The organism is Streptomyces sp. NPDC001002 (assembly GCF_053599215.1).
In genome coordinates this window covers 54,829-80,912 of sequence record NZ_JBSFLV010000006.1, presented here as the reverse complement: position 1 = coordinate 80,912, position 26,084 = coordinate 54,829, and the positions used below count along the sequence as shown (strand labels likewise).

Sequence of the window (26,084 nt, the reverse complement as noted above, 5' to 3'; positions counted from 1 at the left end):
TTGGAGGGGTGAGCGTGCCGACCAAGAGCGTGTGGGGCGACTACGCGGAGAGCAGGGCCGACCGGGCTTCCGAACACACGGGTGAGGAGGGCCAGACCGACGCCATCGGAGAGGGTTTGGCAGCTGTCGCCTACGCTCTGCTCGACGTCGCCGCCGCGATTCGCGAGCACACCGAGGCGCACCAGTAAAGCGGCGGCGGTCATGAACCGGTAGCGGACGGCCGCCGGGCCCTTGTCACCCACGGTCCTCCCGGCGGCGTGCCCGCCTCTCGACCCGGGTGCCGACAGTTTCCCAGGAGCCCGCCCTGGGGAGTGAACGGGGAGTGGATCAAGAAAATGATGATTCGCCGCACCCACGCCAACCAACGCACACCAAGGCTCTGACCTGCCCATATGCTTAACGACCCTGGTCAGCGATCTTTCCGCACATTATTCGGGACGAAGAGGTCGTGGGTTCAAATCCCGCCACCCCGACAGCCGAAGAGCAGTTCAGAGGGGTCCTCACCGAATCGGTGAGGACCCCTCTGGCGTTGCTCCGTATCCATCTGCATGGCTATGCGTCGCCAGCGGGTTCGGAGGAACCATCAGCCGATCCAGCACCAGGGTTCTGCCGGTCGGCCTCCCTGCGCTGCCTGACTTCCTCCATCCGACGGGATCGTGTCGCGGCGATGGCCTGCTGGTTGGCTTGTTGGTAGTAGCCGGTAAGCTCTCGCAGCCCTTTGCTCACCTTGTCGAGACGATCTTCGAGCGGCTTGGTGGCCCGCTGCCCAACCAAGGTTTCGCTCAACACCTCAAGATCAACGGTGTACCTAAGCTCCTCCACCGGTCCCATGGGGCCGTCACTGAGGACAGTGAACTCGAACAACATCGGAAGGTCCGACTGGAACCTCCGGACGGCAGAATCGAAGAAGTACACCAGCCTCCGTCCAGGAGGCATCATCGCGATCGGGCGTGCGATCACCTGCATCAGCACCTCACCCACGTCGTCCCCTTGGGCCGACGTCAGATTCGGAGTCACAGCGATTCTGACGTTGCGAGCAAGAGTGGGACCCACGTTCTGGATGATGAGCACCAACAGCAGGGATCCAGCTTCGTGAAGCTGGATGTCCACGATGACGTAGGGCTCGTTCTGCTCACGATGCACTCGTCGGGCAACTTCAAGCTGTCCCTCGGCCGAGCGTGCTTGTGACCGTGCGTATTTCATCGCCCAGGCAGCGGCGAGGAACGCCAACACAGACACCACGAGGGACCAATGTTCAGCCTTCACCACGGCAGGATACGTAGGCGAGTTATCGCTGTGCGGTGCTTCGAACCTTGCTGGGCCCAGGGCGGGACGGTGTCAGTACGGGCGCTGGATCTGGTGCTCTTCCAATGCCGTGGAGTAGCGGGTCAGCAGTGCATCGAGACTCTCCAGGAGCAGGCCGGCGGACTCCCTCGCCTCGGCCAGGTCGCCGCGTTCACAGGCTTCCGCCAACTCGGCAGCGTCGGTCCGAAGGATGCGAAGGGAGTCTCCCTGGATCAGCACACCGGGGAAACGGCGGCCCGGCAGACGGACCACGGCATCGTTCCCACCGTCAGTGAACAGCTCTGCCTCAACACGCTCCATCAGGCCATCCAACCTGGCGTCACCAGCTGAAATCAACGACGGCGTTCACAGACGACCTTGGGCGGCCCCGCACAGCGCAGCCGTACCCTCAGAAGGCCGCTCTGGAGGCTGCTCGATCGAACTCCCAAAAGGGGTGGTACCAGCAAGAAGTTGCCTCCTACGCTGCCCACATGTGTCGCTACGGAATGGTCTATTACAAGCGGCACTTCGTGTGTCTCGCGTGCCGGTCGTCGTTCAAGCGTGACTGGCAGGGCGAACGGGTGCAGCCTTGTCCTCGTTGTGGTGCCGTCATGATTGATGCCGGGCAAGATCTCGCTGTTCCGCGTCGGCGGGACATCGCCGGCTGGAGGGCCCTCGGTGCCGTGCTGGAGTCCGGACTGACCTTTCATTCGTGCGGCTGCGATGGTCCGGGGTTCCGGCCGCGTACACCTGCGGAAGTGTGTGTCAGGCGGATCGCCGCGGTGCGGCTGGGGCTACCCCTTCATGAGGCGCTGGAGCTCACCGAGGTCAACTGAGCAGGTTCGGTACCTCCCTCTCTCCCGGCCAGGTAGCCGACCGTCAATTCTCTTGTGCTCTTGGGGAGGAGCGTTCTTCTGACGGGACGTCGTGGTCTACGGCACCGTCAGGTTCTTCGGCCGTTCGCCGGGTGGTGTTCGGCGAGTGCGTCAGCATGGTGGCGCCAACGCCGGCCGCCACCAACTGCGTGGTCGCTGCAAGGACCAGAAGGGGTGCCGCTCCCAGTCCGCCCAAGGCGCCGAACCCCGCCGCTCCCGTCGCTGCCGCAGTGCTCTTCAGGCCGGCGCCGAGGGTGAAGATCTGGGTGCGGAGTGGGTGTGGTGCGTAGCGTTCGCGGGCGGTGAGCAGGGCGCTGAAGAGGGGGCCTGTTGTCCAGCCTGCCGTGGCGAACAGTGCTGTGGGCAGGGCCGTCCCCGCGACGCATGCGGCCAGGGCCAGGGGGAGTGCCGTCAGGGGGAGGCACAGCAGTACTACTCGTTCGGGACAGGTTCGGGACCAGGGTTTGACGGCGTAGGTCAGGGAGCCCGTCATCGCGCCGGCGGCGAAGGCCGTCATCAGGCCGCCCGCTGCCCAGCCGGCGTGGCGTTCCGTAGCCAGCAGGGCCGTGATGACGGGCAGGGCTCCGATGCCTATCTGGCCGATGCCACTCGCCCAAGTCACCGACCGCAGGGGTGGGTTGGTCAGGATTTCCCGGGTGCCTGACAAGAGCGCGGCCGGCCGTAGTGCGGTGGTTGGGCGGTGTTTTGTCGGAGGACGGGCAGGTAGGCGCAGCAGGGGTACCGCGGCGGCACCCGTCAGTGCTGCCGCGCCGAGCGTGAAGAGTGCCTTGCCCGGGCCGATCGTCGCCGCCAGCAGCGCTGCCAGTGCAGGGCCCACGATGCCCGCCAGGTTGTAGGTGGTGGAGTCGATGCTGAAGGCTCGGGTGAGGGTGCGTTCGGGGACCAACTCGGGGAGCAGGCTGGTGAGTCCACCGGTGACCAGGGGCGCGCAGCAGCCCGCCGCGAGGAGTATGAGTACGACCAGAGGGGGCGGGAATCGGCCCAACGCCCATGCGGTCGTGATCAGGCCGGTGGCGTAGACGGCCAGGGCCAGGCCGTGGAAGAGCCTACGGTGGCGGACCCCGTCGGCCAGGGCGCCGGCCACCGGAGCCGCTATCACGTGGGGCACCATCAGCGCGGCGACCAGGAGGCCGCCGAGGCTCGTGCTGTGTTCTCGTGCCAGGGCCAGCAGTACCAGTGCGACGCGCGCTCCCTCGTCGGCCAGGCGTGCCGGTACGGCGACCCCGAGGTAGCAGGCCATGGGCGCGGCGACGGAAGTTGGGGCCCGAGTGGGGGTGGATGAGGTGGGGGTTCCCATTGGAGTCCTGCCTGTTCTCAGGGGGACTTGGCGCGGTGGGTCGGAGCCGAAGTCAGGCATCCGGTGCGGAGTCCGTCTCGGAAATCCGTCGGCGTCATCTGTTAAGGGTCTGATTCCACGATCTTGTCGGTGTATGCCCGTCCGCGCGACACTGCATGGGTGGAGTTCACTTTCGTCAGCGGTCATCCGGCCTTGGACCTGGCCGCGACGCTGACGTGGCGCAGCAGTTATCCGGTCGAGTTGCTGGCCGGTCCGCGCGACCTGGCCGCGTGGATCGAGCAGGCGGGTCTGGCGGATGATGCCGGGCGCGTCCGTGACGTCGATGTCGAGCGGATGCGTGAGTTGCGCGAGGCCGTCTATCGGACGGCGTCCGCCGAGCTGCTGGAGCAGCGGCCCCGCTCGGAGGATCTGCGGCTCATCAGCGAGGTGGCCGCCGGGCGACAGGTCACGCCGGTGCTGGAGGGGCTGGGGCGTGCGGTGTGGCGCGGTGACGTCGACCAGGTCCTGGCCACCGTTGCCCATCAGGCGTGCGTCCTGCTCGGCGGTCCCGATCACCTACGTATTCGGGCGTGCGCGGACTCACGGTGCAGCCGACTGTTCGTCGATCACTCCCGGTCCGGGAGCCGGCGCTGGTGCGACAAGCTCACCTGCGGTGGGCGGGCCAACGCCGCTGCCTATCGGCGGCGCCGAGCGCAGCAGGGGTCTAGCTCCGTCGCAAGCCCGGAAGGCCAGACCGGCCTGCGGGGGTAGCAGGGCCCGTGAAGGTGGACACGGCCGACAGACGTAGACCCGACCGTACGCCGGCCTCGGACCCCGGACCTCGGACCCCGCACCCCGGACCCCTGATCCCGGAGCTCGGGCCCCGGACCTCTGACCCCGGACCCCAGGCCTCTGATCCCGGACCCCCAGACCTCCGCCCCCGGACCTCACCAACCTGACGCAGCCCCCCGACACAACCCCATGACGCACCCCTCCGCCCCCCGAAGATCGCCGAGCCCCCCGACCTGCGCCCCTTCCAAGGCGCATCTTGACGCTGCCCCCGCCGTCGAGGGAAATCTGTCACGGCCGGGCCACATCCCTGTCGCTCGCGGCGTTAGGGTTGGCGTAAGAGGTGGATTCGGTGTCGGATCTCTCGGAGCTCGGGGCACTGGCCCGGCCGGGCCGTTCGCCTCGCCCCGAAACGAAGGTGCCATGCCCGCTGAGAACGATCCCGTCACCGGCAATCTCGACGATGACGACTACCCGGCCTACACCATGGGCCGGGCCGCCGACGTTCTCGGGATCACCCCGGCCTTCCTGCGGGCCGTCGGCGAGGCCGAGCTGATCACTCCGCTGCGTTCGGAGGGCGGTCACCGGCGGTACTCACGGCGGCAGTTGAGGGTCGCCGCCCGGGCTCGTGAGCTCGTCGACCAGGGCACTCCCATCGAGGCAGCCTGCCGCATCGTCTCGCTGGAGGACCAGCTGGAGGACGCCCTCCGGCTGAACGAGGAAATGCGCAAGCTACTGGCGGAGCGCGGCGCGGAAATCTAGTGCGGCGGGTGCAGAAATGATGAGTTCGGCCGGGCGAGAATTCTTGATCGAACTCCAGATCAGCATGGGGTTTCCGGCCGACCTGTGTTAGCGTGATACCAGTTGCAGTTTTGGTTACCAGAGACTTGTTTCACAGCCAGTTTCTTTGCAGAGCTTTCCGGATCTTTCCGGAGGGGTGATCATCGCGGCGACTCGGGATCGGCAAAGTGCAGGTCCCGGCACTGCCCCCCAAGGGAGATTCAATATGGCATCTGGCACCGTGAAGTGGTTCAACGCGGAAAAGGGCTTCGGCTTCATCGAGCAGGACGGCGGCGGCGCTGACGTCTTCGCCCACTACTCGAACATCGCCGCCTCCGGCTTCCGCGAGCTTCAGGAAGGCCAGAAGGTTACTTTCGACGTCACGCAGGGCCAGAAGGGCCCCCAGGCCGAGAACATCGTTCCCGCCTGATTGCTTGACGCATGACAGTAGCTGGGGCCCGCACTCTATGGGGTGCGGGCCCCAGCTCGTTCACTTTTCGCATGTTCCCAGCCGCTCTCAGCTGACTCCGGCCGTTACCTGCTGCTCCAAGCCAGTTCACGTTCCAGCCAGTTCACGCTGATTCCCGCATGAGGGACCGCCTCGGTTTCATCCGTCGGTCGACCTCCGGTCGACGCCGGTTAACAAACCGCGAGGCGCGGCTTTTCGCTATTTTCACGGCTCATTCTTGTGAATCCTCATGCGGCCATTCGCCGCTGGACGGAATTCCTCGATACGTGCCGTATCGAGGAGGGTTCCCACCATGAACCGCGACCGTCGCAGCAGCAGCGCCAGTTCGGGCCGCGTCCGCACGGACAGGAAGTCCACGGGAGGATCCGGCTCCGCCCACGGCAGCCGTTTCCGTACCCACGAGCCCCGCCGGACCTCGCGTCCGGCCGGCGCCGGAAAGAACGGCCAGGGCTCACGCTCGGCCGGCCCGCAGCAGGAGTTCGCGCTCCCCACCACCGTCACCGCACCGCTCCCGGCCGTCGAGTCGTTCGATCAACTCGACATGCCCGAGGGCCTGTTGGCCGCGCTCGGCGCCGAGGGCGTCACCGTGCCCTTCCCGATCCAGGCCGCCACGCTGCCGAACGCACTGGCCGGCCGGGACGTCCTGGGCCGCGGGCGCACCGGTTCCGGCAAGACGCTCGCCTTCGGCCTGGCCCTGCTGGCCCGGCTCAACGGCAAGCGGGCCCAGCCCCGGCAGCCGCTCGCCCTCGTCCTGGTCCCCACCCGTGAGCTGGCCCAGCAGGTCACCGACGCGCTCGCCCCCTACGCCCGCGCCCTTCGGCTGCGGACCACCACCGTGGTGGGCGGCATGTCGATCGGCCGCCAGGCCAGCAGCCTGCGCGGCGGCGCCGAAGTCGTCGTAGCCACCCCCGGCCGTCTCAAGGACCTCATCGAGCGCGGCGACTGCCGGCTCGACCAGGTCGGCATCACCGTCCTGGACGAGGCCGACCAGATGGCCGACATGGGCTTCATGCCGCAGGTCACCGCGCTGCTCGACCAGGTCCGTACCGGCGGCCAGCGATTGCTGTTCTCGGCCACCCTGGACCGCAACATCGACCTCCTGGTCCGCCGCTACCTGAGCGACCCGGTGGTGCACTCGGTCGACCCGACCGCGGGCGGTGTCGCCACCATGGAGCACCACCTGCTGCACGTACGGGACACCGAGAAGCACTCCACGGCGACCGAGATCGCCGCCCGCGACGGGCGCGTGATCCTCTTCCTGGACACCAAGCACGCGGTGGACAAGCTGACCAAGCACCTGCTGTCCGTCGGCGTCCGCGCCTCGGCGCTGCACGGCGGCAAGTCCCAGTCGCAGCGCAACCGGACGCTCGCCCAGTTCAAGGACGGCCACCTCACCGCGCTGGTCGCCACCAACGTGGCCGCGCGCGGTATCCACGTCGACAACCTCGACCTGGTCGTGAACGTCGACCCGCCGGGCGACCACAAGGACTACCTGCACCGCGGCGGCCGTACCGCCCGGGCCGGCGAGTCCGGCACCGTCGTCACCCTGGTGCTGCCGCACCAGCGGCGCTCGATGGACCGGCTGATGCAGGACGCCGGGATCACCCCGGCCAGCAGCACCCGGGTCAGCCCCGGCGAGCCCGAGCTGCAGCGCATCACCGGCGCCCGCACCCCCTCCGGCGTACCCGTCGTCGTGACGGCGCCCGCGCCGGCCGCGGACCGGCGGGAGCGTTCCGGTGCCCCCGGTCGTGGCCGGGGCGGACGGGCCGGCGGCTCCCGCGGGCGCCGTACGCCGACCCGCAACCCTCGCTAGTCCCACCCTCACAGGTCAAGGCGGTCAGGACGCCCACCCGCGTGTCCTGACCGCTCCTCGGCGTCACCCTCCGCCGCCGGCCTCCGCTCCACCCCGCTCTCTTCCCCTGCCTTCCCCTCGGTTCAACTCCCCTTTCTGTTGGAGGCATTCATGCGCTGTGTCATCGCCCGATTCCCCTTCGACCTGCGCAAGAACGAGGTCGAGCAGTCGATGGACGGCATCACGCCCGAAACCGTCACCGGTGTCTCCGTCACCATCGGCTCGAAGGTCTACCCCGTCCTCCAGGTCGGCGAAGTGATCACCCGGCAGAACCGCCGCGACTTCACCACCGGCGAGATGCGCCGCGCGCTCACCCGGCTCGGTTTCGTGTGCCACGACGCCCCCCAGCCCGCCCCGACCCGTACCGTGGCCCCCGACCAGGAATCGCTCGGCTGGTGACGGAGCGGGGCCGCTGAGCCCCCGGCGGAACGGAGACCGGTGACCCGCGACGGGATGGCCCAGGCGCTGCGGTCGCTGCGCGCCGGCAGCGGCGCCGATCCCGCGCGGGCCGCCGCCCGGGCGCTGGGCGTCGCGGGCGTCGTGATCTCCGTCTTCCCGCTGTCGGTCGCGGACCCGGACGGCACCCGTGCGCCGGAACCCCTGTGGTGGTTCCCCGAGCTCGGCCTGCGGTTCGAGGAACTGCAGTTCACGCTCGGCGAGGGCCCCGGCCCCGACGCCGCCCACGCGGGCATCCCCGTACTGGAACCGGATCTCGACCGGGTACGCCCGGAGCGCTGGCCCGCGCTGCTGCCGGCCGCCCGGCAGCTCGGCGTCGACGGGGTCTGCTGCTTCCCGCTGGGCCTGGGTGCCGTACGCCTGGGCATGTTCACCCTGTTGTGCGACGGGCGGGGCGGGCTGGACGAGCGGCAGCTCGCGGACGCGAACACGCTGGCCGCCGCGCTGACCGCGGCCCTGCTGGACGGGCGGCGGCCGGCCGGCCGCGGCGCCGACCAGGGCCTGCCGTGGCCGGCCGACGGGCTGCACCGGGCCGTGGTGCACCAGGCGACCGGCATGATCAGCGTCCAGCTCGGCATCCCGCTGGCCGAGGCCCTGGTGCGGCTGCGCGCCTTCGCCTACGGCAGTGACCGCCTGGTCGGCGACGTGGCGGAGGACGTCGTGGCCAGACGACTGCGATTCGACGACGATGGAAGCGGGACCCACGCGCCCGTCGGTGGAGAGGGATGATCGGCATGACGCGGGAACAGCGCCTCGCGGAGGTGTTCGTCGAGATCGCGGACTCACTCATCGACGACTTCGATGTCCTCGACCTGCTGCAACGGCTGTCCACGCGCTGCGTGGAGCTCCTGGAGGTCTCCGCGGCCGGCATCCTGCTCGCCGATCCGCACGGTGAACTGCAGGTCATCGCCGCCTCGGACGAGCACACCCGGCTCCTTGAGCTGCTCGCCCTGCAGCACGACCAGGGGCCCTGCGTGGAGTGCTTCCACACCGGCGCGGCCCGTACGAACATCGACCTCCGGCGCCCCGAGGCGGCCGCCGCCTGGCCCCGCTTCACCCCGCGGGCGCGCGAGCTCGGGTTCGTCGCCACGCACGCCATCCCGCTGCGGCTGCGGGACCGGGTGGTGGGCGCTCTGAACCTCTTCCAGCTCTCCGTGCACCGGCTCGACGACTCCGAGATCGCGCTCGCCCAGGCGCTCGCGGACGTGGCCACCATCACGATCCTGCAGCAGCGCACGCTGGAGAAGACCTATGTGGAGAACACCCAGTTGAGCACCGCGCTGACCAGCCGGATCCTGGTGGAACAGGTCAAGGGCGTGCTGGCCGAGCGCTGGGGCACCTCGGTCGACGAGGCCTTCGCCGCGTTCCGCTCCTACGCCCGCGCCCATCACCTGCGGCTGACCGACTTCGCCCGGCACATCGTCGACGGCACGTTCGACACGTCCACGATCCCGGCCCCCGACAGGGTCGACTGACGGTCACAGCCGCGCGGGCTACGAGTGTGAGGGCCCCGGGTCGAGGAGCAGGACCCGGCGCGGATCGGCCGACGGGGTCCAGTGCTCGCCGGCCGGGAGGTCCCGCCAGCCCCAGGCCCGCAGGGCGGCCAGGGTCGGTACGTCGAAACGGGCGACCAGGGTGACGCCGGTGGCGTCCGCGTGCTCACCGAGCAGGCGCCGCTGCAGCCGCCGGGCCAGATTCCAGTCACGGTCCGTGGACTGCCGGCGCACCTGAGGACGTACGACGATCTCGCGGATCGCGAACAGCCCTGCGCGCAGCGGGAATCCGTAGGCGCAGGCCGTCGCCGTCGTCGAGTTCTCCGCGACCAGCAACGTGAAGCCGGGGCGGCGCATGTCGTCGGTCAGGCGGCTCAGGAACGCGTGGCGCAGGCGGTCCCACTGCCAGGGCTCGGCACCGGAGTTGGCCGCGTACATCTCGCCCAGTTCCGGCAGCCGGTCCATGACCTGGCACCGGGACAACGGGCGCAGCCGCTCCGCCTCCCAGGGCGAGGGGCACTGCTGACGGGGCCTGGCCCGGGCTCCGGGATGTTCCCGGGGCGGCCGGAGCGCGTTCTGTGTCATGAGGCGGACCTGTTCCGGGCGCCGTCGCAGCCGACCTGGTCTCGTCGATCGCCGAGAACGGCACGGGCGTAAAGGCCGGCACACGAGGAACCCTCGGTCCTTTCACGATACTCCGGGCCCTGCCGACCGCCCTCGGGAGCGACCGCGCCTCATCTCCGGTGGGACCGCGCCTCAGTTGTTCCAGGTCTCGTCGTACGGATCCGCGGGCGTCGGCACCGGGGTCGCCGAGCTGACCTGGAGGAACGGGATGGGGCCGTTGTTCACCGGGTCCTTGACCTCGCGGGTCGTGTAAGTGCCCGTCACCTCAAGCCACTTGTCGGGCTGCAGGACCGGGGGGACCTTGCCGGTCAGGCCTATCTTCACCGGCTGGGCGTCCGCCGCACAGCAGTTGAGGGCCATCCGGACCAGATACGGCGTACCGGCCTTGTCCAGTGCGACGAAGCCGGTGACCTTGATCTGGCGGCCGTCGAGGGTGCGGCCGTGCTGGTAGACGGCGCGGCTCGCGTAGTCGACCACGGAGAGGTGGAGCGGTCCGGCGGCGGGCAACTTGTCGTAGCCGTACGGCTGTTGGAGTGCCGTCCCCGTGCGCATCGCGCTGTACGAGCCGAGCGCGGGCGGGGCGACCAGGATGAGGGCGAGGAGGGGGAGGACGAGGAGCCAGGAGATACGGGGTTCGCGGTGGGTGTGCTCGTGGTCGGCATCGGCGGCGGAGCCATCGAGGTCGGCGGGCCGGTGCTCCTCGTGCCCGTCCTCCGCGCGCTCGGCCGAGTCCGCCTTCTGCGCCCCCTGCGGCTCCCCTTGCGGCTCCCCCTGCTTCCGCCCCCGCCACTCGTACCAGACCGTCGCCAGCGCCGCCGCGATCAGGACCACGCCCGCCAGCAGCAACAGCGGCTGCAGGCCCGCCTTGACGTACCGCAGATACAGATCCGTGAACCCGGCGTGCAGCAGTGCCGCGCCGGTGAGGAAGAGGACAGCCGCCTGGGCCTGCCGGTTCACAGCAGCACCGCCCCGGTCAGGACCGCGCCCACGATGGCGACGGCAAAGGTGGCGGGTCCGAAGCGCAGGGCGAAGCCCCGGCCGAACGTGCCCGCCTGCATCGCGAACAGCTTCAGGTCGATCATCGGGCCCACGATCAGGAACGCCAGCTTGGCCGTGAGCGAGAACTGGGTCAGCGAGGCTGCCACGAACGCGTCCGCCTCCGAGCAGATCGACAGCAGTACGGCGAGCAGGGACAGGGCGAGGATCGCGACCACCGGGTTGTCCGCCGCCGTGCGCAGCCAGCTCGCCGGGGCCACCGCCTTCAGCGTCGCCGCGGCCATCGCGCCGACGACCAGGAAGCCGCCCGCGTGCATCACGTCGTGCCGGACCGACCCCCAGAACGCGGCGCCCTTGCTCTGGCCCTCGTAGTGCGAACGGTGCGGCATGCGCAGCCAGTCCGTGCGGCCCAGGCGCTGCCAGAGCCAGCCCATCGAGCAGGCCACCAGCAGGCTGCCGACGAAACGGGCGAGGACCATCTCGGGGTTGCGCGGGAAGGCCACGGCGGTCGCGGTCAGCACGATCGGGTTGATCGCCGGCGCGGACAGCAGGAACGCGATCGCCGCGGCCGGAGTGACGCCCCGGCGCACCAGCGCGCCCGCCACCGGCACGGACGCGCACTCGCACCCCGGCAGCACCGCGCCCGCCATCCCGGCCACCGGTACCGCGAGCGCGGGCCGGCTCGGCAGGGCGCGGGCGAAGAACGTCGGCGGTACGAACACCGCGATCGCCGCCGAGAGCAGCACACCGAGCACCAGGAAGGGCAGCGCCTGGACGAGCACGGCGACGAACACCGTCATCCAGCTCTGCATCACGGGCGCGGACAGCGCACCGCGGATGGGATCCTGCATCAGCACCAGGACGAGCAGCAGGAGGATGAGGATCAGAGAGGACCGGGACTGGGCCTGAGTCTGAGACGGGGACTGGGTCTGCGCCTTGGCCTCTTGCGGGCGCCCCTGCGAAGACTGAGCCTCCGGCTCCGGCGCACCCCGTACCGGCTCATGGCTGTCCGCCCCGGTGGGGGCTGGTTTGGTGATGGCCACGGGCGAGGTACCTCCGGTGGTGCGGAAAGCGCTGGTTTCCGTCCCTATCCATACGATGGAGAGGGAACAGCCGTTCAGTCGACTCTGGAACCGCCCCGCCTCATAAGGCAGTCTTTGCCCTCGTGGCGAGCGTTCCTCAGCAGGGTGTGACAGGCGACCTGTCCGGGCACATGGTCGTGTGCGGCGACGACGGGCTGGCGCACCGGCTGGCCGCCGAACTCCGGGGTGTGTACGGCGAGCAGGTCACGCTCATCGTGCCACCGTCCGAGCGCGGTGTCCGGACCCCGGTGGTCGGCAGGGCGCGGGCGACCACCGCGGCGCTGCTGGACCGGGTGGTGAACGCGGCCGTCAACCGGGCGGCGGGCGGCGCCGATCCGACCGCGACGACCACCACGACCGCCGTCAACGGCGGTGAACGGGTCGTCGCGGCCGCCGAGGCGACCGAGGCCGCGCTCGCGGAGGCGGGCGTGGAGCGGGCCGCCGCACTGGCACTCGTGTACGACGACGACGAGACCAACATCCGCGCCGCCCTCACCGCCCGCCGCCTCAACCCCCGCCTCCGTCTCGTCCTGCGCCTCTACAACCGCCGGCTGGGCCAGCACATCGAGGAACTCCTCGACCAGGCGGCCGCGTTGGCGGCCGGCGACGGCACGACCGACGGCGGCGGCTCCGGCTTCGACGCCTCTACGACCGTGCTGTCCGACGCCGACACGGCAGCGCCGGCGCTGGCCGCAACCGCCGTGACCGGCACCAGCAAGGTCGTCCAGACCGACGGGCTGATGCTGCGCGCGGTCGAACGGCCCGCGCCGGAGCCCGGAGAGGAGGCCGATCCGGGCCTCGCCACGCTGGCGCTGCTGTCCACGGCCGGCAGCGATCCCGCCGACGGCTCCGAACGCGACGGCGACTCGGGGCCGCGGCTGCTGCCGGACGCGGCGACGGTACGGGCCGCGACCGGGCGCGGGACCGTCGTGCTGGAGCAAGTGGCTTACTCCGGGCCTTCGTTGCCGCCCGCGCGCGGGAGTGTCGTGCCGCCGTTCGCCTCGCTGTTCTCGCGGCGGCTGCGGTGGTCGCTGGCGGGGCTCGTGGGGTGTGTGGTCGGGCTCGGGGTCGCGCTGTCGGTGGTGACGCAGATGCATCCACTGAACGCGTTCTATCTGACGCTCCTCGATCTCTTCGCGATCGACGATCCGGCGATCGGTCAGTCCCTGGGACGGCAGATCCTTCAACTCCTCTCCGGTCTCGTCGGGTTGCTGCTGCTGCCGGTGCTGCTGGCCGCGGTCCTCGAAGCGCTCGGCACCTTCCGTAGCGCGTCCGGGCTGCGCAAGCCGCCGCGCGGGCTCGGTGGGCACGTGGTGCTGCTCGGGCTCGGCAAGATCGGCACGCGCGTGCTGATCCGGCTGCGCGAACTGCACATCCCGGTGGTGTGCGTCGAGTCCGACCCCGAGGCGCGCGGGCTCGCCGTCGCGCGGCGGCTGCGGGTGCCGGTGGTGCTCGGTGACGTCACCCAGGAAGGGGTCCTGGAGGCGGCCAAGATCCACCGTGCGACCGCGCTGCTCGCGGTGACCAGCGCGGACACGACGAATCTCGAAGCCGCGCTGTATGCCCGGTCCGTGCGGCCCGAACTGCGGGTGGTGCTGCGGCTGTACGACGACGACTTCGCGACCGCCGTGTATCGGACCTTGCGGGCCGCGCATCCTCTTGCGACCACTCGGAGTCGGAGTGTTTCTCATCTGGCCGCGCCCGCGTTTGCGGGGGCGATGATGGGGCGGCAGATTCTGGGGGCGATTCCTGTGGAGCGGCGGGTGTTGTTGTTCGCCGCGGTCGAGGTGGGGGCGCTTCCTCAGTTGGCGGGGCGGACTGTGGCGGAGGCGTTCCGTGCCGGGGCGTGGCGGGTGTTGGCCTTGGACACCGGTCGTGGGGCGCATGAGGATGCTCGGCGGTCGGGGTTGGTGTGGGATCTGCCTGATACGTACGTTCTGCGGGACTCGGATCGGGTGGTGCTGGCCGCTACGCGGAGGGGCATGGCTGAGTTGTTGGGGCGTCGGCGGCGGGGGCGGGCCGGTTCTGGCTCGGGCTCTGGTTCTTGATCTGCGCCGGTGCTGGGGCGGGGGTTGGGTGGGTTCACTTGGCCCGCGTTCGCGGGGTGCCGCTGCGCCCACCCGTGCCGCCCCAGCGGCACGACTGCCCGCAGTTAGGCGGGGAGGTGCTTCTCCGCGAACTCCAGCTCCAGCCTCACCTGCTTGATGCGTTCGTCGACCACCAAGGAACCGTGGCCCGCGTCGTAGCGGTACACCTCGTGGGGCGCGTCCCTCGCTTCCAGCCTCTTCACGTAGTTCTCGATCTGGCGGATCGGGCAGCGGGGGTCGTTGACGCCCGCCGAGATGTAGACCGGGGCCTTGACCTTGTCGACGTAGGTCAGGGGGGAGGACGCCTCGAAGCGGTCGGGGACCTCCTCCGGGGTGCCGCCCAGGAGCGTGCGGTCCATCGCCTTCAGGGCTTCCATCTCGTCGTGGTACGCCGTGACGTAGTCGGCGACCGGGACCGCCGCGATGCCCAGGGTCCAGGCGTCCGGCTGGGTGCCGATGCCCAGGAGGGTGAGGTATCCGCCCCAGGAACCGCCCGTGAGGATCAGACGGGCGGGGTCCGCGAGGCCGGAGGTGACCGCCCACTCGCGGACCGCCTCGATGTCCTCCAGCTCGATCAGGCCGACCCGGTGCTTGAGGGCGTCGGTCCAGGCGCGGCCGTAGCCCGTGGAGCCGCGGTAGTTGACCCGGACCACCGCGTAGCCGTGGTCGACCCAGGCCGCGGGGCCGGCGGCGAAGGAGTCGCTGTCGTGCCAGGTGGGGCCGCCGTGGATGTCGAAGACCGTCGGCAGCGGGCCGGTCGCGCCGGCCGGCTTCTGGACCAGGGCGTGGATGCGGCCGCCCGGGCCCTCCACCCACACGTCCTGCACCGGGACCGAGCCGGGGGACTTCAGGCCCGGCGGGTCCAGGACCACCCCGCCCTTCGTGGAGCGGACCGCCGAGGGCTCGGCCGACGACGACCACAGGTACTCGACCGTGCCGTCGGGGCGGGCCGTCGCGCCGGAGACCGTGCCGGGCGGGGTCGGGATCCGCTCCGGCTCACGGCTCGCCAGGTCGTAGCGGAACAGCTCGCTGCGGGCCTCGAAGCTGTGCGCGACGAGCAGGCCCGTGCCGTCCGGGTACCACTCGGCGCTGACGTCACCGGGCAGGTCCAGGGCGAGGTCGGTCTGCTCCCCCGTCGCCACGTCCCACACCAGCGGCTCCCAACGGCCCCGGCGCTGATGGCCGATGAGCAGCCGCGTGTCGCCGTCCACCGGCGCGAAGCCGAGGACCTCCAGGCCCAGTTCCTTGGTGCCGCCCTCGGTGTCGTCGAGGTCGGCGACCGCCGTGCCGTCGGGGCGCAGCACGCGCAGCGCGGAGTGCATCGCGTCGCCGTGCTCGGTGTGCTCGATCGCGATCAGCGTGCCGTCGCGGGAGAGGTCGCCGACGCCCGCCGACTCGCGGTGGCGGTAGATCTGCACCGGGGCCTCGCCCTCGCGCGCGAGATGGATCGTCGTACCGTCCTCGTCCGTGGAGCGGCCCACCACCGCCGTGCGGCCGTCCCGGCCGAGGGCCAGGCCCGCCGGGTACGACGGGTCCAGGCCCGGGGCGGCGGCCTCGTCCTTGCCGCCGCCGAAGGGCTGCCTGCGCCAGACGCCGAACTCGTCGCCGTCCTTGTCGTCGAACCACCAGATCCAGGCGCCGTCCGGGGACAGGACGCCGTCCGTCGTGCCGTTGGGCCGGTCGGTGACCTGGCGCTGCTCGTCACTGGCGCGGTCCCAGGCGTACAGCTCGTACGTCCCCGTCGCGTTCGACACGAACAGGGAGTGGTCCGGGGCGTCCTCCGCCCAGTCGGGCAGTGACACCCGCGGCGCCCGGAAGCGCTTCTCCCAGTCCGGCATTACCTCGCGCTGTGCCTGCTGATCCGGCGAGGCGGACCCGTTGCTCTCAGTCATGGCCCCATACTGCCCGCCCTCACAGACAATTCACTGGCCAGGTGCGCAGGCTGTGGATAACTTCTACCCGCCACTTACCCTTCCGGCCTCCCGGCCCGCCCGGGAAAGGGCGTTTGTGCAGGTCGGGACCGATTGTCAGTGGCGGGGTGCAGACTCGTGGACATGACCGATCTGCGCAAGACAGTCGAGAGGTTCTGGGCCGCCGCCGAGTCCCGGGACTGGACCGCGTTCGCCGAGACCCTCGCCGAGGACGTCGTCTACACCCTGCCGCAGACCCGCGAGCGCATCACGGGGCGGGAGAGGTACGTGCAGTTCAACCGGGAGTACCCGGGCGACTGGCACCTACGGACCGAGCGCATCGTCGCCGAGCCCGGACAGGTGGTCACCTGGGCGCACTTCACGGTCGGACTGGAGGAGATGTACGCGATCACGTTCTTCACCGGCGAGGAGGGAGCGTCCGGCGAGGGCAGGATCACGTCCATAACGGAGTTCTGGCCCGAGCCCTACGAACCCCCGGCCGGCCGCGACCACCTCAGCGAGCGGTACTGACCCCGCGGCCGAGCCCCCCGCGGGGGCCCCGTACCGTGGAAGGCGTGTACCGGTTTCTGCTGACGCGCCGCTGGTGGGGAATCAACGTCTTCGTGCTGCTCGCCATCCCCTTCTGCATCTTCATGGGGTCCTGGCAGCTGAGCCGTTTCGAGGACCGGGTGCAGAGCCACCACACCGCGGACGAGCAGCTCGCGGACACCCACGAAACGGCCCGCCCGCTGCGGGAGTTGCTGCCCGTGGACCAGGCGACCTCCGGCGAGCAGGCCACCGCGACCGGGCACTACGGCAAGCAGCTGCTGGTCCCGGACCGCCAACTGGACGGCAAGGACGGCTACTACGTCCTGACGCTGCTGCGCACCGACGGCGGCCAGGCGCTGCCCGTCGTGCGGGGCTGGCTGCCGGGGAAGGCCGACGCGGCCAAGGCGCCCGCCGCGCCCACCGGTGAAGTCACCGTCACCGGTGCGCTGCAGGCGTCCGAGACGCCGGGGGACAACGGGGTGAGCGCGCAGGGCGGGCTGCCGGCCGGGCAGACCGGGGCGATCAGCTCGGCGTCCCTGATCAACATCGTGCCGTACAAGGTGTACGACGCCTGGGTCACGCTGGACAAGGCCGACGCCGGGATGACGGCCGTGCCGGCGACCGCGCCGCAGAACACCGGCCTGGACCTGAAGGCGTTCCAGAACCTGGGCTACACCGGGGAGTGGTTCGTCTTCGCCGGGTTCGTGGTCTTCATGTGGTTCCGGCTGCTGCGCCGCGAGGTGGAGTTCCTGCGGGACGCGGAGATGGGGCTGGTGGCGGAGGAGGAGCAGCCGGTCGCCGTATAGCGCCGGTCAGCCGTCTCTCCGTACCGCCGTCAGGCCTTTGTCACGCTCCGGACGCCAGGACTCCCGTGTAGTACACCGTGCCCGCGCATGCGTTGGAGACGACCGTCGAGACGGTCGGGGAGCCGGACTGCGCCGTGTGCGAGACCTCTACGCTGCCGTCGGCCGTGCCGCCGTCGGTGAGGAGCTGGGTCGTCGTGCCGTCGGTGGTGCCGGACGTCGTGCCGGAGGTGCCGCCCGAGGAGGCGCTGGTGCTCGGGTCGGGCGAGGGTTCGCCGGTGTTGCCGCCGTCGCTCGTCCCGGTGCTGGGACAGGTCTCCGAGGGCACCCAGGCGAACTTCACCTCGTAGGCGGCGCCGGGCTGCAGCACCAGCGAGGTGGACTCGGTGGACGGGTCGGGCAGTCCGGCCGCCGGGTCGCCGGCCACATGCCGGACGGCGCCGACCTTGGTGCCGTCCGCGGCGCCCTGGGCGAGGGTGCTGACGGTGCCGGGGCCGGAGACCGTACACGCGGCGGTGGAGACGTTGACGACACTGAAGGTGCCGTAGACCGCACCCGTGGCGTCGGCGGCGCCGGACGTCCCGGTGGGGCTGCCGAGCTGGACGGCCGTGCAGACAGGGGCGTCGGTGGTGGTGGTCGCCGAGGGGTTGGCGCCCGAGGTGCCACCCGTGCCCGCGCCCGTGCCCTTGCCGCCGTCGCTGCCCTTGGCGCCGCCCGGGTCCTTGTCCTCGGTCTTGCCCGAGGAGCCCCCGGCGGTGCTCTCATTTCCGTCGGCGCCTTTTCCCGAGCCCGACCCGCCCTGGGCCTGCGAGGCCTGGCCGACGGCGGACGGGTTGACGCCGGAGCCGGTGGCGTTGGAGACGTGCAGCAGGGCGGGGACGGCGGTGCCGATGAAGAGGGCGGCGGCCGCCATGCCGACGACGGCCTGTCGCTTGCGGGCCCGCCGGGCGGGCACGGCCTTGCGCAGATGGTCGAGCGTGCCGTCGCGCGGCTCGACGGTCTGCACCGCCTGGTGCAGCAGCGTGCGCAGCGTCAGCTCTTCCGAGTCCAGCCCTTCCGGGCTCGGGTCCTCGGGGCCGTCGTGGTTCACAGTTCCGTTCCCAGCGTGCGATTGCGTGTGGTTCTGGTCGTGCGGTGCCGTCGGCTCGTGCCAGGCGTAGGGCTCGTGTCGTTCATGGGAGTCCGGTCCTTCGGCGTCCCTGTCGGCGCCGGTGTCCTTGCTCATGCCGGCGCCTCCATCGCGATGCGGAGGGCCGCGATGCCGCGCGAGCCGTACGCCTTGACCGAGCCCAGCGATATGCCGAGCGAGTCGGCGACCTGGGCCTCGGTCATGTCCGCGAAGTAGCGCAGCACCAGGACCTCGCGCTGGCGGCGCTGCAGCCCCTTCATCGCCTTGATGAGGGAGTCGCGCTCCAGCTGGTCGTAGGCGCCCTCCTCGGCGCTCGCCATGTCCGGCATCGGCTTGGACAGGAGCTTGAGTCCGAGGATGCGGCGGCGCAGGGCGGAGCGGGAGAGATTGACGACCGTCTGACGCAGATAGGCGAGCGTCTTCTCGGGGTCGCGCACGCGCTTGCGGGCCGAGTGCACCCGGATGAAGGCCTCCTGGACGACGTCCTCGCAGGAGGCGGTGTCGTCGAGGAGCAGGGCGGCGAGCCCGAGCAGCGAGCGGTAGTGGGCACGGTAGGTCTCGGTGAGGTGGTCGACGGTCGTGCCGGCCGCCACCGCTTCGTCGGCGTCGTCGCGCTGGTTCGGAATGCGGGCGGGCCGCGCTGCGGGCATGGGCGCGATCACCGGCATGCCGCCGGGTGCACCGGGCACGCGGGGCCTGACGGGCCGGCGGGGTGGCCGGAGAGCCGTACCCGCGGGTGCCGCGCTGAAGAAATCGAGAACCTCTGCCACGCCAGTTGGACACGCTTCCCCCCTGGAGGGTTGTACGTGCCGGGCGTCACGTTTGCTTCGCGTGATGCCATCGGTCGTCTGGTGTCAGGCAGCACAACCGACCGTGCGTCAAGCGCCCTCATGCCTACCCGCTCTTCCCCTGTGTCCTGAATGAGTCAGGGCGTCCCCACGCCCCGTACCGCATCCCCGCGCCCCCGAAGGGCGTTCGCAAAGACGCTCCCCGCCCTTCGCGCGGTTGCGAAGAGCGGGGAGAGAATCTTCGGACGCCGAAGAGGCCCGGTTCAAGTGGTATGAACCATCGATCGGCTCACACTTCACATGAATCCTACAAATGATTCCTGTGCTGGCCAGGGGGTTTTGCTACGCGGTACCGCGGGCGGCGACCGGTCGCCGCCCGCGCGTCAGGCGAACTCGGTCGCGATCAGCTCCGCGATCTGTGCGGTGTTGAGGGCCGCTCCCTTGCGCAGGTTGTCGCCGCAAACGAAGAGTTCGAGCGCCGTCGGGTCGTCGAGCGCCCGCCGCACCCGGCCCACCCAGGTGGGGTCGGTGCCCACCACGTCGGCGGGGGTCGGGAACTCCCCCGCGGCCGGGTTGTCGAAGAGGACGACCCCGGGCGCTGTGGCGAGGATCTCGCGGGCCCCGTCGACGGTGACCTCGCCCTGGAAGCGGGCGTGCACGGTCAGGGAGTGCGTGGTGACGACCGGGACGCGGACGCAGGTCACGGCGACGGGCAGCTTGGCCAGGCCGAGGATCTTGCGGGTCTCGTCCCGCACCTTCATCTCCTCCGAGGACCAGCCGTCCTCGCGCAGCGACCCGGCCCACGGTACGACGTTCAGCGCGACCGGCTCCGGGAAGGGCCCGGTGTCGTCGCCGACGGCCCGCCGCACGTCCCCTGGGTGGGTCCCCAGCTCCGTGCCGGCCACCAGCTTCAGCTGCCGTCGCAGGGTGTCGATGCCCTCCCGGCCCGCACCGCTCACGGCCTGGTACGAGGAGACGACCAGCTCGCGCAGCCCGAACTCGGCGTGCAGCGCGCCCAGGGCGACGATCATGGACAGGGTCGTGCAGTTGGGGTTGGCGATGATCCCGCGCGGCCGCAGCCGGGCCGCGTGCGGATTGACCTCGGGGACGACCAGGGGCACGTCCGGGTCCATCCGGAACGCGCCCGAGTTGTCCACCACCACCGCGCCCTTGGCGGCGGCGACGGGCGCCCACCGCGCGGCCAGTTCGTCGGGTACGTCGAACATCGCGACGTCGACCCCGTCGAAGGCCTCCTCGGTGAGCGCCACCACCTCGACCTGCTCACCGCGCACGGCCAGCTTGCGGCCGGCCGAGCGCGGTGAGGCGATCAGGCGGATCTCGCCCCAGATGTCCGCGTGCTGGGACAGGATCTGGAGCATGACCGTGCCGACGGCTCCGGTCGCGCCCACGACGGCGAGCGTCGGTCGTCCAGTACCGGACATCAGCGTCCGGTGCCTCCGTAGACGACGGCTTCGACGGTGTCGGAGTCGAGCCCGAAGGCGGTGTGCACGGCGCGGACGGCCTCGGGGACGTCGTCGGCGCGGGTGACGACCGAGATACGGATCTCGGAGGTCGAGATCAGCTCGATGTTCACCCCGGCGTCGCTGAGCGCCTCGAAGAAGGACGCGGTGACGCCCGGGTTGGTCTTCATGCCGGCGCCGACCAGGGAGATCTTGCCGATCTGGTCGTCGTAGCGCAGCGAGTCGAAGCCGATGCCGTGCTTGTTGCGCTCCAGGGCGTCGATGGCCTTGCGGCCCTCGGTCTTGGGCAGCGTGAAGGAGATGTCGGTCAGTCCGGTGGACGCGGCCGACACGTTCTGCACGACCATGTCGATGTTGATCTGGGCGTCCGCGATCGTGCGGAAGATCGCCGCGGCCTCACCCGGCTTGTCCGGTACGCCGACGACCGTGACCTTGGCCTCGGAAGTGTCGTGCGCGACACCGGAGATGATGGCCTGCTCCACCTTCTGGTCCCCTTGCTGTGTCTTGAGTGGTGCGCTGCTGACCCAGGTGCCCTGCAGTCCGCTGAAGCTGGACCGGACGTGGATCGGGATGTCGTAGCGGCGGGCGTACTCCACACAGCGGTGGAGCAGCACCTTCGAGCCGGACGCCGCGAGCTCCAGCATGTCCTCGAAGGCGATCCAGTCGATCTTCTGGGCCTTCTTCACCACGCGCGGGTCGGCGGTGAACACGCCGTCGACGTCGGTGTAGATCTCGCAGACCTCCGCGTCGAGCGCGGCGGCGAGGGCGACGGCGGTCGTGTCGGATCCACCGCGCCCCAGCGTGGTGATGTCCTTCTTGTCCTGGCTGACGCCCTGGAAGCCGGCGACGATGGCGATGTTGCCCTCGTCCAGCGCGGTGCGGATCCGACCGGGCGTGACGTCGATGATCCGGGCTTTGTTGTGGACCGAGTCGGTGATGACGCCTGCCTGGCTGCCGGTGAACGACTGGGCCTCGTGGCCCAGGTTTTTGATCGCCATGGCCAGCAGTGCCATGGAGATACGCTCTCCGGCGGTCAGCAGCATGTCGAACTCACGCCCGGCAGGCATCGGGGATACCTGTTCGGCGAGATCGATCAGCTCGTCCGTCGTGTCGCCCATCGCGGAAACCACGACAACCACCTGGTTGCCGTTCTTCTTGGCTTCCACGATTCGCTTGGCGACGCGCTTGATGCCCTCGGCATCGGCTACGGAGGAGCCTCCGTACTTCTGCACGACAAGGCCCACGTGCGCTCCTCGCTCAGTCCCGTATATGTCGGCTCAGTCTATCGAGCACCCGAATTTCGCTTCCGCGGTATCGCATCGTGAGATTCGGACGCCCAGGTCAGCGCATGCCCACTTGAACGGGCCGGGAAAAGTGCCGAGCGTCACAAGTGAACGCTGTGAATTAAGTTTCAAGCAATAGGGTGTGCGACTGTGCGCGTACTCCTGGTGGAAGACGATGAGCCGGTCGCCGAGTCGCTGCGGCGCGGACTGGTCCGGTACGGCTTCGAGGTCGACTGGGTCACCACGGGCGCCGCCGCCCTGGCCCACTCCGCCCCCTACGACGTCGTCCTCCTCGACCTCGGGCTGCCCGACACCGACGGGCTCGACGTCTGCAAGGCGCTGCGGCTGCGCGGGAGCGTGCCGATCATCGTGATCAGCGCGCGCAGCGACGAGACGGACCGAGTGGTGGGCCTGGAGATCGGCGCGGACGACTACGTCTCCAAGCCGTTCGGGGTGCGGGAGGTCATCGCGCGGATAAGGGCGGTGCTGCGCCGCGTGCAGCCGCCCGCCGACGCCTCCGCCGGTCCCGACCGCTACGGCCCGCGCCTCACCCTCGACCGCAAGGCCGCCCGGGTCCGCCTGGACGGCACGGAGGTGGCGCTCGCCCCCAAGGAGTACGACCTGCTGGCCTTCCTCACCGAGGAGCCCGGCGCGCTGATGTCGCGCGAGCAGATCATGGAGGCGGTCTGGGACGCGAACTGGTTCGGGCCGACCAAGACGCTCGACGTCCATGTGGCCGCGCTGCGGCGGAAGTTGGCGGGCGCGATCACCATCGAGGCGGTACGGGGAGTGGGCTTCCGCCTGGAGATCATCGACGGGCCTCCGGCCTCATGATCCGCCAACTGATCGTCAGCTACGTCTTGTTGGTGGCCGTGGCGCTGACGGCCTTCACCGTGCCCGTCGCCTTCACGCTGACCGCCCAACTCCGGGGCGACACCGAGCAGTCGGTGCGGCGCGAGGCGAGGACGATGGCGCTGCTGCTGAGCGGCGACGCCGCCTCGCGCGCGGCCCTGGACCGCATGGTGGTGGCGTACGCGCAGGAGACCCCCGGCACGGCCGAGGTACTGCCCGCGTCACGCGCCAAGACCGCGACGCACTGGGGCGACGGAAAGCTGGAGGTGACGGCACCGGCGCGGCGCGACGGCCGGACGGTCGGCGCCGTCCGCATCACCTACCCGACCTCCGACCTGACCCGGCGGCTCTGGCAGATCTGGGGCTTCCGGGCGTTCCTCGCGGTAGGGGTCCTGGCCGTGGCAGCCGGACTGGGCGCGCTCGTCGCCCGTCGTCTCACCCGCCCCCTGCGCCAACTCAACGACATGGCGAGCAAGTTCAGCGACGGCGACCTGACGGCCCGCTCCCCCGTGACGGGCCCGCACGAGACACAGACACTCGCCCGCACCCTGAACCAGGGCGCCGAACGCCTCGACACCCTCATCGCCTCGCAGCGCATCTTCGTGGCCGACGCCTCCCACCAACTCCGCACCCCGCTCACGGCGTTGCGGCTCTCGCTGGACAACATCGCGGACGGCACGGACGACGAGTTCGTACGGGAGGACGTGGAGCAGGCGACGGCCGAGGTCGTCCGGATGAGCCGGCTGGTCAACGGACTGCTGGTGCTGGCGCGGGCCGAGGCGAAGGTGACCGCGGCCGAGCCGCTGCCGCTCACGGACATCGTGCGCGAGCGGCTCTCGGTGTGGCGGCCGGCCGCCGACGAGCGCGGAGTCACCATCGCGCTCAAGGGGTTCGCGGACGGCCGCCCGTCCGCGCTGGCCAGCCCCGGCCATCTCGAACAGGTGCTGGACAACGTGCTCTCCAACGCCCTGGAGGTGTCACCGGACGGCGCGACGATCACCGTGAGTGCCCAATCCCGGGGCGACGAGGTGGAGTTGTCGGTGACGGACGAGGGCCCCGGCATGTCCGACGCGGACAAGTCCCGCGCCTTCGACCGCTTCTGGCGCGGTCAGGGCCTCACCGGGCGCACCGGTTCGGGCCTGGGCCTCGCCGTCGTACGCCAGTTGGTGACGGACGACGGCGGCACGGTGACCCTGCGGGACGCTCCCGGGACCGGACTGTCGGTGGTCATCACCCTTCGGGCATCACCGAGGAGTGGTGGTTGACGATCAGCCACGTGCCGCCGCGCTTCTCGTACTCGTACGTGTAACGGGCCTCGACGACCCGCTTGTCACCGGTCTTCGGGTCGGTGAGCGTGATGTCGTAAGCACCGGCGTCGATGGCCGAGTTGCTGTCGAGGACGTTGATGTACGTCTCGACCTTCTTCGCGACCGGCTTGTTCGGCAGGAAGTGCTCGAAGTAGTCGACGATCTCGGCGCGATCGGTGCGGATCTCGTTGGACACGGTGGGCAGCAGCACGGCGTCCGGCGCGTACCGGTCCGCGACCTTCTTCGGGTCACCGGTCTGCAGCGCGGCGTTCCAGCCGTCGAAGAGAGCGGCTATCTGCTTCTTGGTGGGCTTGGCATCGCGCTGGGGCCCGGCGGTCGCGACGAGGGTGCCGGTGGTGCCGAGGGCCACGACGGTGGTGACGGCGACGACGGCCGCGCGCCTGCTGATGGGGCGAGTCATCACAACTCCAGTTGATCTGGTGTCTGTTGGGATGACTCAAGACTCGCTTCGTGCCGGTTAGCGCCCGTGCAGCCGACGTACAGGAGACGTCCAGGGCGTTGCCAATTCACGCACGGTGCGCGCCTGATGACACAAGGCGCGCACCGGATCCCGCCCGGCCCTTCTCGGGCCGGGGGCTACTTCGCCGAGCGCAGGCCCAGCGGTTCCGCGATCTCCTCCACCATCACCTTGCCCGCCTCGAATTCGAGGGTCTCGTCGCCCATGCCCTGGTCCGTGTCGAGGCCGTCCAGTTCTTCCAGGGGCTGGTCGAGGCGGATGTGGGCGAGGACGGAGTGCAGGGCGCGCAGGGTCGCGGAGGCGGTGGAGCCCCAGTTGGAGAAGTAGGAGAACTGCCACCACCACAGGGCCTCCGTGACCCGGCCGGCCCGGTAGTGGGCCATGCCGTGGCGGAGGTCGGCGATGACGTCGGCGAGGTCGTCGGAGATCCGCGCCGGGACCCGGGACTTGCTGGGCTCGTAGGGGTCGAAGACCTCGGAGTAGACGTCGATCGGCTCCAGCAGGCGCGCGAGGTTCTCGCGGAGCTCGTCCACGTCCGCCTCCGGGCCCAGGTCGGGCTCGTAGCGCTCGTCGGGGACGATGTCCTCGTGCGCGCCCAGGCGGCCGCCGGCCAGGAGCAGCTGGGAGACCTCCAGGAGGAGGAAGGGCACGGCCGAGCCCGGCTCGTCGCCCTTCGCCACCTCCGCGGTGGCCACCAGGAAGCTCTCGACCTGGTCCGCGATCTGGACCGCGAAGTCGTCCGGGTCCTGCGCTGTGGCGTGCAGCTTGGCGTCAGACATCTAGGAGTCGTCTCCCCTCGAAGGCGCGGCCGAGGGTCACCTCGTCCGCGTATTCCAGGTCGCCACCCACCGGGAGGCCGCTGGCCAGGCGGGTGACCTTGAGGCCCATGGGCTTGATCATGCGGGCGAGGTACGTGGCCGTGGCCTCGCCTTCCAGATTCGGGTCCGTCGCAAGGATCAGTTCCGTAACCGTCCCGTCGGCCAACCGCGCGAGAAGTTCTCGTATACGCAGGTCGTCGGGGCCGACCCCCTCGATGGGGCTGATCGCGCCGCCGAGCACGTGGTAGCGGCCGCGGAACTCACGGGTCCGCTCGATCGCGACCACGTCCTTGGGCTCCTCGACCACGCAGATGACGGTGAGGTCGCGGCGGCTGTCCCGGCAGATGTTGCACAGCTCCTCCTGCGCGACATTGCCGCAGGTCGCGCAGAAGCGGACCTTCGCCTTGACCTCCATCAGGCACTGCGCGAGACGACGTACGTCGGTCGGCTCCGCCTGCAGGATGTGGAAGGCGATGCGCTGGGCGCTCTTGGGACCGACGCCGGGCAACCGCCCCAGTTCGTCGATGAGGTCCTGCACCACGCCTTCGTACAACGGACTGCCGTCCTTCCTGGGGGTGGTTCCTTACGGTACGTACGGTAGT

General features: G+C 70.3%; 27 protein-coding genes. 13 read left to right on the top strand and 14 right to left on the bottom strand.

Features of this window, described 5'->3' with window-relative positions; translation table 11 throughout:
• Window positions 1–14: 14 nt before the first annotated feature.
• Window positions 15–188, top strand: a complete 174-nt coding sequence (locus tag ACWDR3_RS05260; protein ID WP_450350930.1) for a hypothetical protein — start codon at window positions 15–17, stop codon at window positions 186–188.
• A gap of 364 nt (window positions 189–552) precedes the next feature.
• On the opposite strand, the gene ACWDR3_RS05255 is transcribed toward ACWDR3_RS05260, so the two are convergent.
• The 3 genes from ACWDR3_RS05255 to ACWDR3_RS05245 form a co-directional block, all read right to left on the bottom strand.
• Window positions 553–1,266: a hypothetical protein gene (locus ACWDR3_RS05255; RefSeq protein ID WP_450350929.1), complete on the bottom strand. Its 714-nt coding sequence runs from the start codon at window positions 1,264–1,266 to the stop codon at window positions 553–555.
• Between the two features lie 72 nt (window positions 1,267–1,338).
• A complete protein-coding gene (locus tag ACWDR3_RS05250; protein WP_450350928.1) occupies window positions 1,339–1,605 on the bottom strand; it encodes a DUF6959 family protein in 267 nt (88 codons plus the stop codon).
• 558 nt (window positions 1,606–2,163) lie between these two features.
• Complete coding sequence (locus ACWDR3_RS05245; RefSeq protein ID WP_450350927.1) at window positions 2,164–3,420, bottom strand: MFS transporter; 1,257 nt, start codon at window positions 3,418–3,420, stop codon at window positions 2,164–2,166.
• A gap of 216 nt (window positions 3,421–3,636) precedes the next feature.
• On the opposite strand from ACWDR3_RS05245, the gene ACWDR3_RS05240 reads away from it, so the two are divergent.
• The 7 genes from ACWDR3_RS05240 to ACWDR3_RS05210 all read left to right on the top strand — a co-directional run bounded on the left by ACWDR3_RS05240 (window position 3,637) and on the right by ACWDR3_RS05210 (window position 9,277).
• Window positions 3,637–4,227 (top strand): CGNR zinc finger domain-containing protein, encoded by a 591-nt coding sequence (locus ACWDR3_RS05240; protein WP_450350926.1) that lies wholly within the window; start codon window positions 3,637–3,639, stop codon window positions 4,225–4,227.
• A 441-nt stretch (window positions 4,228–4,668) separates the two neighbouring features.
• Window positions 4,669–5,007, top strand: a complete 339-nt coding sequence (locus ACWDR3_RS05235) for a helix-turn-helix domain-containing protein (RefSeq protein WP_450350924.1) — start codon at window positions 4,669–4,671, stop codon at window positions 5,005–5,007.
• A gap of 244 nt (window positions 5,008–5,251) precedes the next feature.
• Window positions 5,252–5,455 (top strand): cold-shock protein, encoded by a 204-nt coding sequence (locus tag ACWDR3_RS05230; RefSeq protein WP_055489522.1) that lies wholly within the window; start codon window positions 5,252–5,254, stop codon window positions 5,453–5,455.
• A 331-nt stretch (window positions 5,456–5,786) separates the two neighbouring features.
• On the top strand, window positions 5,787–7,307 hold the full coding sequence (locus ACWDR3_RS05225; protein WP_450350923.1) for a DEAD/DEAH box helicase: 1,521 nt from the start codon (window positions 5,787–5,789) through the stop codon (window positions 7,305–7,307).
• Window positions 7,308–7,457: 150 nt separating this feature from the next.
• The gene (locus tag ACWDR3_RS05220; protein ID WP_450350921.1) at window positions 7,458–7,745 is read left to right on the top strand and encodes an SCO5918 family protein; all 288 of its coding nucleotides are present in this window, start codon (window positions 7,458–7,460) and stop codon (window positions 7,743–7,745) included.
• 39 nt (window positions 7,746–7,784) lie between these two features.
• Entirely contained in the window at window positions 7,785–8,531 is a 747-nt protein-coding gene (locus tag ACWDR3_RS05215; protein WP_450350919.1) for an ANTAR domain-containing protein, read from the top strand.
• On the top strand, window positions 8,528–9,277 hold the full coding sequence (locus ACWDR3_RS05210; RefSeq protein ID WP_450350918.1) for an ANTAR domain-containing protein: 750 nt from the start codon (window positions 8,528–8,530) through the stop codon (window positions 9,275–9,277). Before ACWDR3_RS05215 ends, ACWDR3_RS05210 begins: the two co-directional genes overlap by 4 nt.
• A gap of 18 nt (window positions 9,278–9,295) precedes the next feature.
• On the opposite strand, the gene ACWDR3_RS05205 is transcribed toward ACWDR3_RS05210, so the two are convergent.
• The 3 genes from ACWDR3_RS05205 to ACWDR3_RS05195 all read right to left on the bottom strand — a co-directional run bounded on the left by ACWDR3_RS05205 (window position 9,296) and on the right by ACWDR3_RS05195 (window position 11,958).
• Window positions 9,296–9,760 carry a hypothetical protein gene (locus ACWDR3_RS05205; protein WP_450350917.1) on the bottom strand — a complete coding sequence of 155 codons (465 nt, stop codon included), beginning with the start codon at window positions 9,758–9,760 and terminating at the stop codon, window positions 9,296–9,298.
• A gap of 291 nt (window positions 9,761–10,051) precedes the next feature.
• Window positions 10,052–10,876 (bottom strand): TIGR03943 family putative permease subunit, encoded by an 825-nt coding sequence (locus ACWDR3_RS05200; RefSeq protein ID WP_450350916.1) that lies wholly within the window; start codon window positions 10,874–10,876, stop codon window positions 10,052–10,054.
• Window positions 10,873–11,958 carry a permease gene (locus tag ACWDR3_RS05195; RefSeq protein ID WP_450350915.1) on the bottom strand — a complete coding sequence of 362 codons (1,086 nt, stop codon included), beginning with the start codon at window positions 11,956–11,958 and terminating at the stop codon, window positions 10,873–10,875. Before ACWDR3_RS05195 ends, ACWDR3_RS05200 begins: the two co-directional genes overlap by 4 nt.
• A gap of 170 nt (window positions 11,959–12,128) precedes the next feature.
• Between ACWDR3_RS05195 and ACWDR3_RS05190 the strand changes: the two genes are divergently transcribed.
• Window positions 12,129–14,045 carry an NAD-binding protein gene (locus ACWDR3_RS05190; RefSeq protein ID WP_450351030.1) on the top strand — a complete coding sequence of 639 codons (1,917 nt, stop codon included), beginning with the start codon at window positions 12,129–12,131 and terminating at the stop codon, window positions 14,043–14,045.
• A 104-nt stretch (window positions 14,046–14,149) separates the two neighbouring features.
• On the opposite strand, the gene ACWDR3_RS05185 is transcribed toward ACWDR3_RS05190, so the two are convergent.
• Window positions 14,150–15,976 carry a prolyl oligopeptidase family serine peptidase gene (locus ACWDR3_RS05185; protein WP_450350914.1) on the bottom strand — a complete coding sequence of 609 codons (1,827 nt, stop codon included), beginning with the start codon at window positions 15,974–15,976 and terminating at the stop codon, window positions 14,150–14,152.
• Window positions 15,977–16,138: 162 nt separating this feature from the next.
• Between ACWDR3_RS05185 and ACWDR3_RS05180 the strand changes: the two genes are divergently transcribed.
• Window positions 16,139–16,525, top strand: a complete 387-nt coding sequence (locus ACWDR3_RS05180) for a nuclear transport factor 2 family protein (protein WP_450350912.1) — start codon at window positions 16,139–16,141, stop codon at window positions 16,523–16,525.
• A 44-nt stretch (window positions 16,526–16,569) separates the two neighbouring features.
• Window positions 16,570–17,349, top strand: a complete 780-nt coding sequence (locus tag ACWDR3_RS05175) for an SURF1 family protein (RefSeq protein WP_450350911.1) — start codon at window positions 16,570–16,572, stop codon at window positions 17,347–17,349.
• A 40-nt stretch (window positions 17,350–17,389) separates the two neighbouring features.
• Here ACWDR3_RS05175 and ACWDR3_RS05170 read toward each other — a convergent pair whose 3' ends face one another.
• The 4 genes from ACWDR3_RS05170 to ACWDR3_RS05155 form a co-directional block, all read right to left on the bottom strand.
• Window positions 17,390–18,571, bottom strand: coding sequence for a hypothetical protein (locus tag ACWDR3_RS05170; protein WP_450350910.1), 1,182 nt, complete (start codon window positions 18,569–18,571; stop codon window positions 17,390–17,392).
• Window positions 18,568–19,245 carry a SigE family RNA polymerase sigma factor gene (locus ACWDR3_RS05165; protein WP_450350909.1) on the bottom strand — a complete coding sequence of 226 codons (678 nt, stop codon included), beginning with the start codon at window positions 19,243–19,245 and terminating at the stop codon, window positions 18,568–18,570. The genes ACWDR3_RS05170 and ACWDR3_RS05165 overlap by 4 nt, the downstream gene beginning before the upstream one ends.
• A 401-nt stretch (window positions 19,246–19,646) precedes the next feature.
• Window positions 19,647–20,705 (bottom strand): aspartate-semialdehyde dehydrogenase, encoded by a 1,059-nt coding sequence (locus ACWDR3_RS05160; RefSeq protein ID WP_450350907.1) that lies wholly within the window; start codon window positions 20,703–20,705, stop codon window positions 19,647–19,649.
• Window positions 20,705–21,988: an aspartate kinase gene (locus tag ACWDR3_RS05155; protein ID WP_401719181.1), complete on the bottom strand. Its 1,284-nt coding sequence runs from the start codon at window positions 21,986–21,988 to the stop codon at window positions 20,705–20,707. The genes ACWDR3_RS05160 and ACWDR3_RS05155 overlap by 1 nt, the downstream gene beginning before the upstream one ends.
• A gap of 189 nt (window positions 21,989–22,177) precedes the next feature.
• On the opposite strand from ACWDR3_RS05155, the gene ACWDR3_RS05150 reads away from it, so the two are divergent.
• Window positions 22,178–22,861 (top strand): response regulator transcription factor, encoded by a 684-nt coding sequence (locus tag ACWDR3_RS05150; protein WP_450350906.1) that lies wholly within the window; start codon window positions 22,178–22,180, stop codon window positions 22,859–22,861.
• Complete coding sequence (locus ACWDR3_RS05145; RefSeq protein WP_450350904.1) at window positions 22,858–24,144, top strand: ATP-binding protein; 1,287 nt, start codon at window positions 22,858–22,860, stop codon at window positions 24,142–24,144. Before ACWDR3_RS05150 ends, ACWDR3_RS05145 begins: the two co-directional genes overlap by 4 nt.
• Here ACWDR3_RS05145 and ACWDR3_RS05140 read toward each other — a convergent pair.
• From ACWDR3_RS05140 to recR, 3 genes are all read right to left on the bottom strand, one after another.
• Window positions 24,110–24,607 carry an SgcJ/EcaC family oxidoreductase gene (locus ACWDR3_RS05140; RefSeq protein ID WP_450350902.1) on the bottom strand — a complete coding sequence of 166 codons (498 nt, stop codon included), beginning with the start codon at window positions 24,605–24,607 and terminating at the stop codon, window positions 24,110–24,112. The genes ACWDR3_RS05145 and ACWDR3_RS05140 overlap by 35 nt on opposite strands.
• Before the next feature lie 176 nt (window positions 24,608–24,783).
• On the bottom strand, window positions 24,784–25,443 hold the full coding sequence (locus tag ACWDR3_RS05135) for a DUF5063 domain-containing protein (RefSeq protein WP_401719191.1): 660 nt from the start codon (window positions 25,441–25,443) through the stop codon (window positions 24,784–24,786).
• On the bottom strand, window positions 25,436–26,035 hold the full coding sequence (gene recR, locus ACWDR3_RS05130; protein ID WP_401719193.1) for a recombination mediator RecR: 600 nt from the start codon (window positions 26,033–26,035) through the stop codon (window positions 25,436–25,438). The genes ACWDR3_RS05135 and recR overlap by 8 nt, the downstream gene beginning before the upstream one ends.
• Window positions 26,036–26,084: the final 49 nt, after the last annotated feature.

Excerpts from the sequence above, each read along its gene's own strand:
- ACWDR3_RS05250 (WP_450350928.1), bottom strand. The coding sequence starts at position 1,605 with ATGGAGCGTGTTGAGGCAGAGCTGTTCACTGACGGTGGGAACGATGCC.
- ACWDR3_RS05245 (WP_450350927.1), bottom strand. The coding sequence starts at position 3,420 with ATGGCCTGCTACCTCGGGGTCGCCGTACCGGCACGCCTGGCCGACGAG.
- ACWDR3_RS05235 (WP_450350924.1), top strand. The coding sequence starts at position 4,669 with ATGCCCGCTGAGAACGATCCCGTCACCGGCAATCTCGACGATGACGAC.
- ACWDR3_RS05230 (WP_055489522.1), top strand. The coding sequence starts at position 5,252 with ATGGCATCTGGCACCGTGAAGTGGTTCAACGCGGAAAAGGGCTTCGGC.
- ACWDR3_RS05225 (WP_450350923.1), top strand. The coding sequence starts at position 5,787 with ATGAACCGCGACCGTCGCAGCAGCAGCGCCAGTTCGGGCCGCGTCCGC.
- ACWDR3_RS05220 (WP_450350921.1), top strand. The coding sequence starts at position 7,458 with ATGCGCTGTGTCATCGCCCGATTCCCCTTCGACCTGCGCAAGAACGAG.
- ACWDR3_RS05210 (WP_450350918.1), top strand. The coding sequence starts at position 8,528 with ATGATCGGCATGACGCGGGAACAGCGCCTCGCGGAGGTGTTCGTCGAG.
- ACWDR3_RS05205 (WP_450350917.1), bottom strand. The coding sequence starts at position 9,760 with ATGGACCGGCTGCCGGAACTGGGCGAGATGTACGCGGCCAACTCCGGT.
- ACWDR3_RS05190 (WP_450351030.1), top strand. The coding sequence starts at position 12,129 with ATGGTCGTGTGCGGCGACGACGGGCTGGCGCACCGGCTGGCCGCCGAA.
- ACWDR3_RS05185 (WP_450350914.1), bottom strand. The coding sequence starts at position 15,976 with ATGACTGAGAGCAACGGGTCCGCCTCGCCGGATCAGCAGGCACAGCGC.
- ACWDR3_RS05180 (WP_450350912.1), top strand. The coding sequence starts at position 16,139 with ATGACCGATCTGCGCAAGACAGTCGAGAGGTTCTGGGCCGCCGCCGAG.
- ACWDR3_RS05170 (WP_450350910.1), bottom strand. The coding sequence starts at position 18,571 with ATGAGCAAGGACACCGGCGCCGACAGGGACGCCGAAGGACCGGACTCC.
- ACWDR3_RS05160 (WP_450350907.1), bottom strand. The coding sequence starts at position 20,705 with ATGTCCGGTACTGGACGACCGACGCTCGCCGTCGTGGGCGCGACCGGA.
- ACWDR3_RS05145 (WP_450350904.1), top strand. The coding sequence starts at position 22,858 with ATGATCCGCCAACTGATCGTCAGCTACGTCTTGTTGGTGGCCGTGGCG.
- ACWDR3_RS05140 (WP_450350902.1), bottom strand. The coding sequence starts at position 24,607 with ATGACTCGCCCCATCAGCAGGCGCGCGGCCGTCGTCGCCGTCACCACC.
- ACWDR3_RS05135 (WP_401719191.1), bottom strand. The coding sequence starts at position 25,443 with ATGTCTGACGCCAAGCTGCACGCCACAGCGCAGGACCCGGACGACTTC.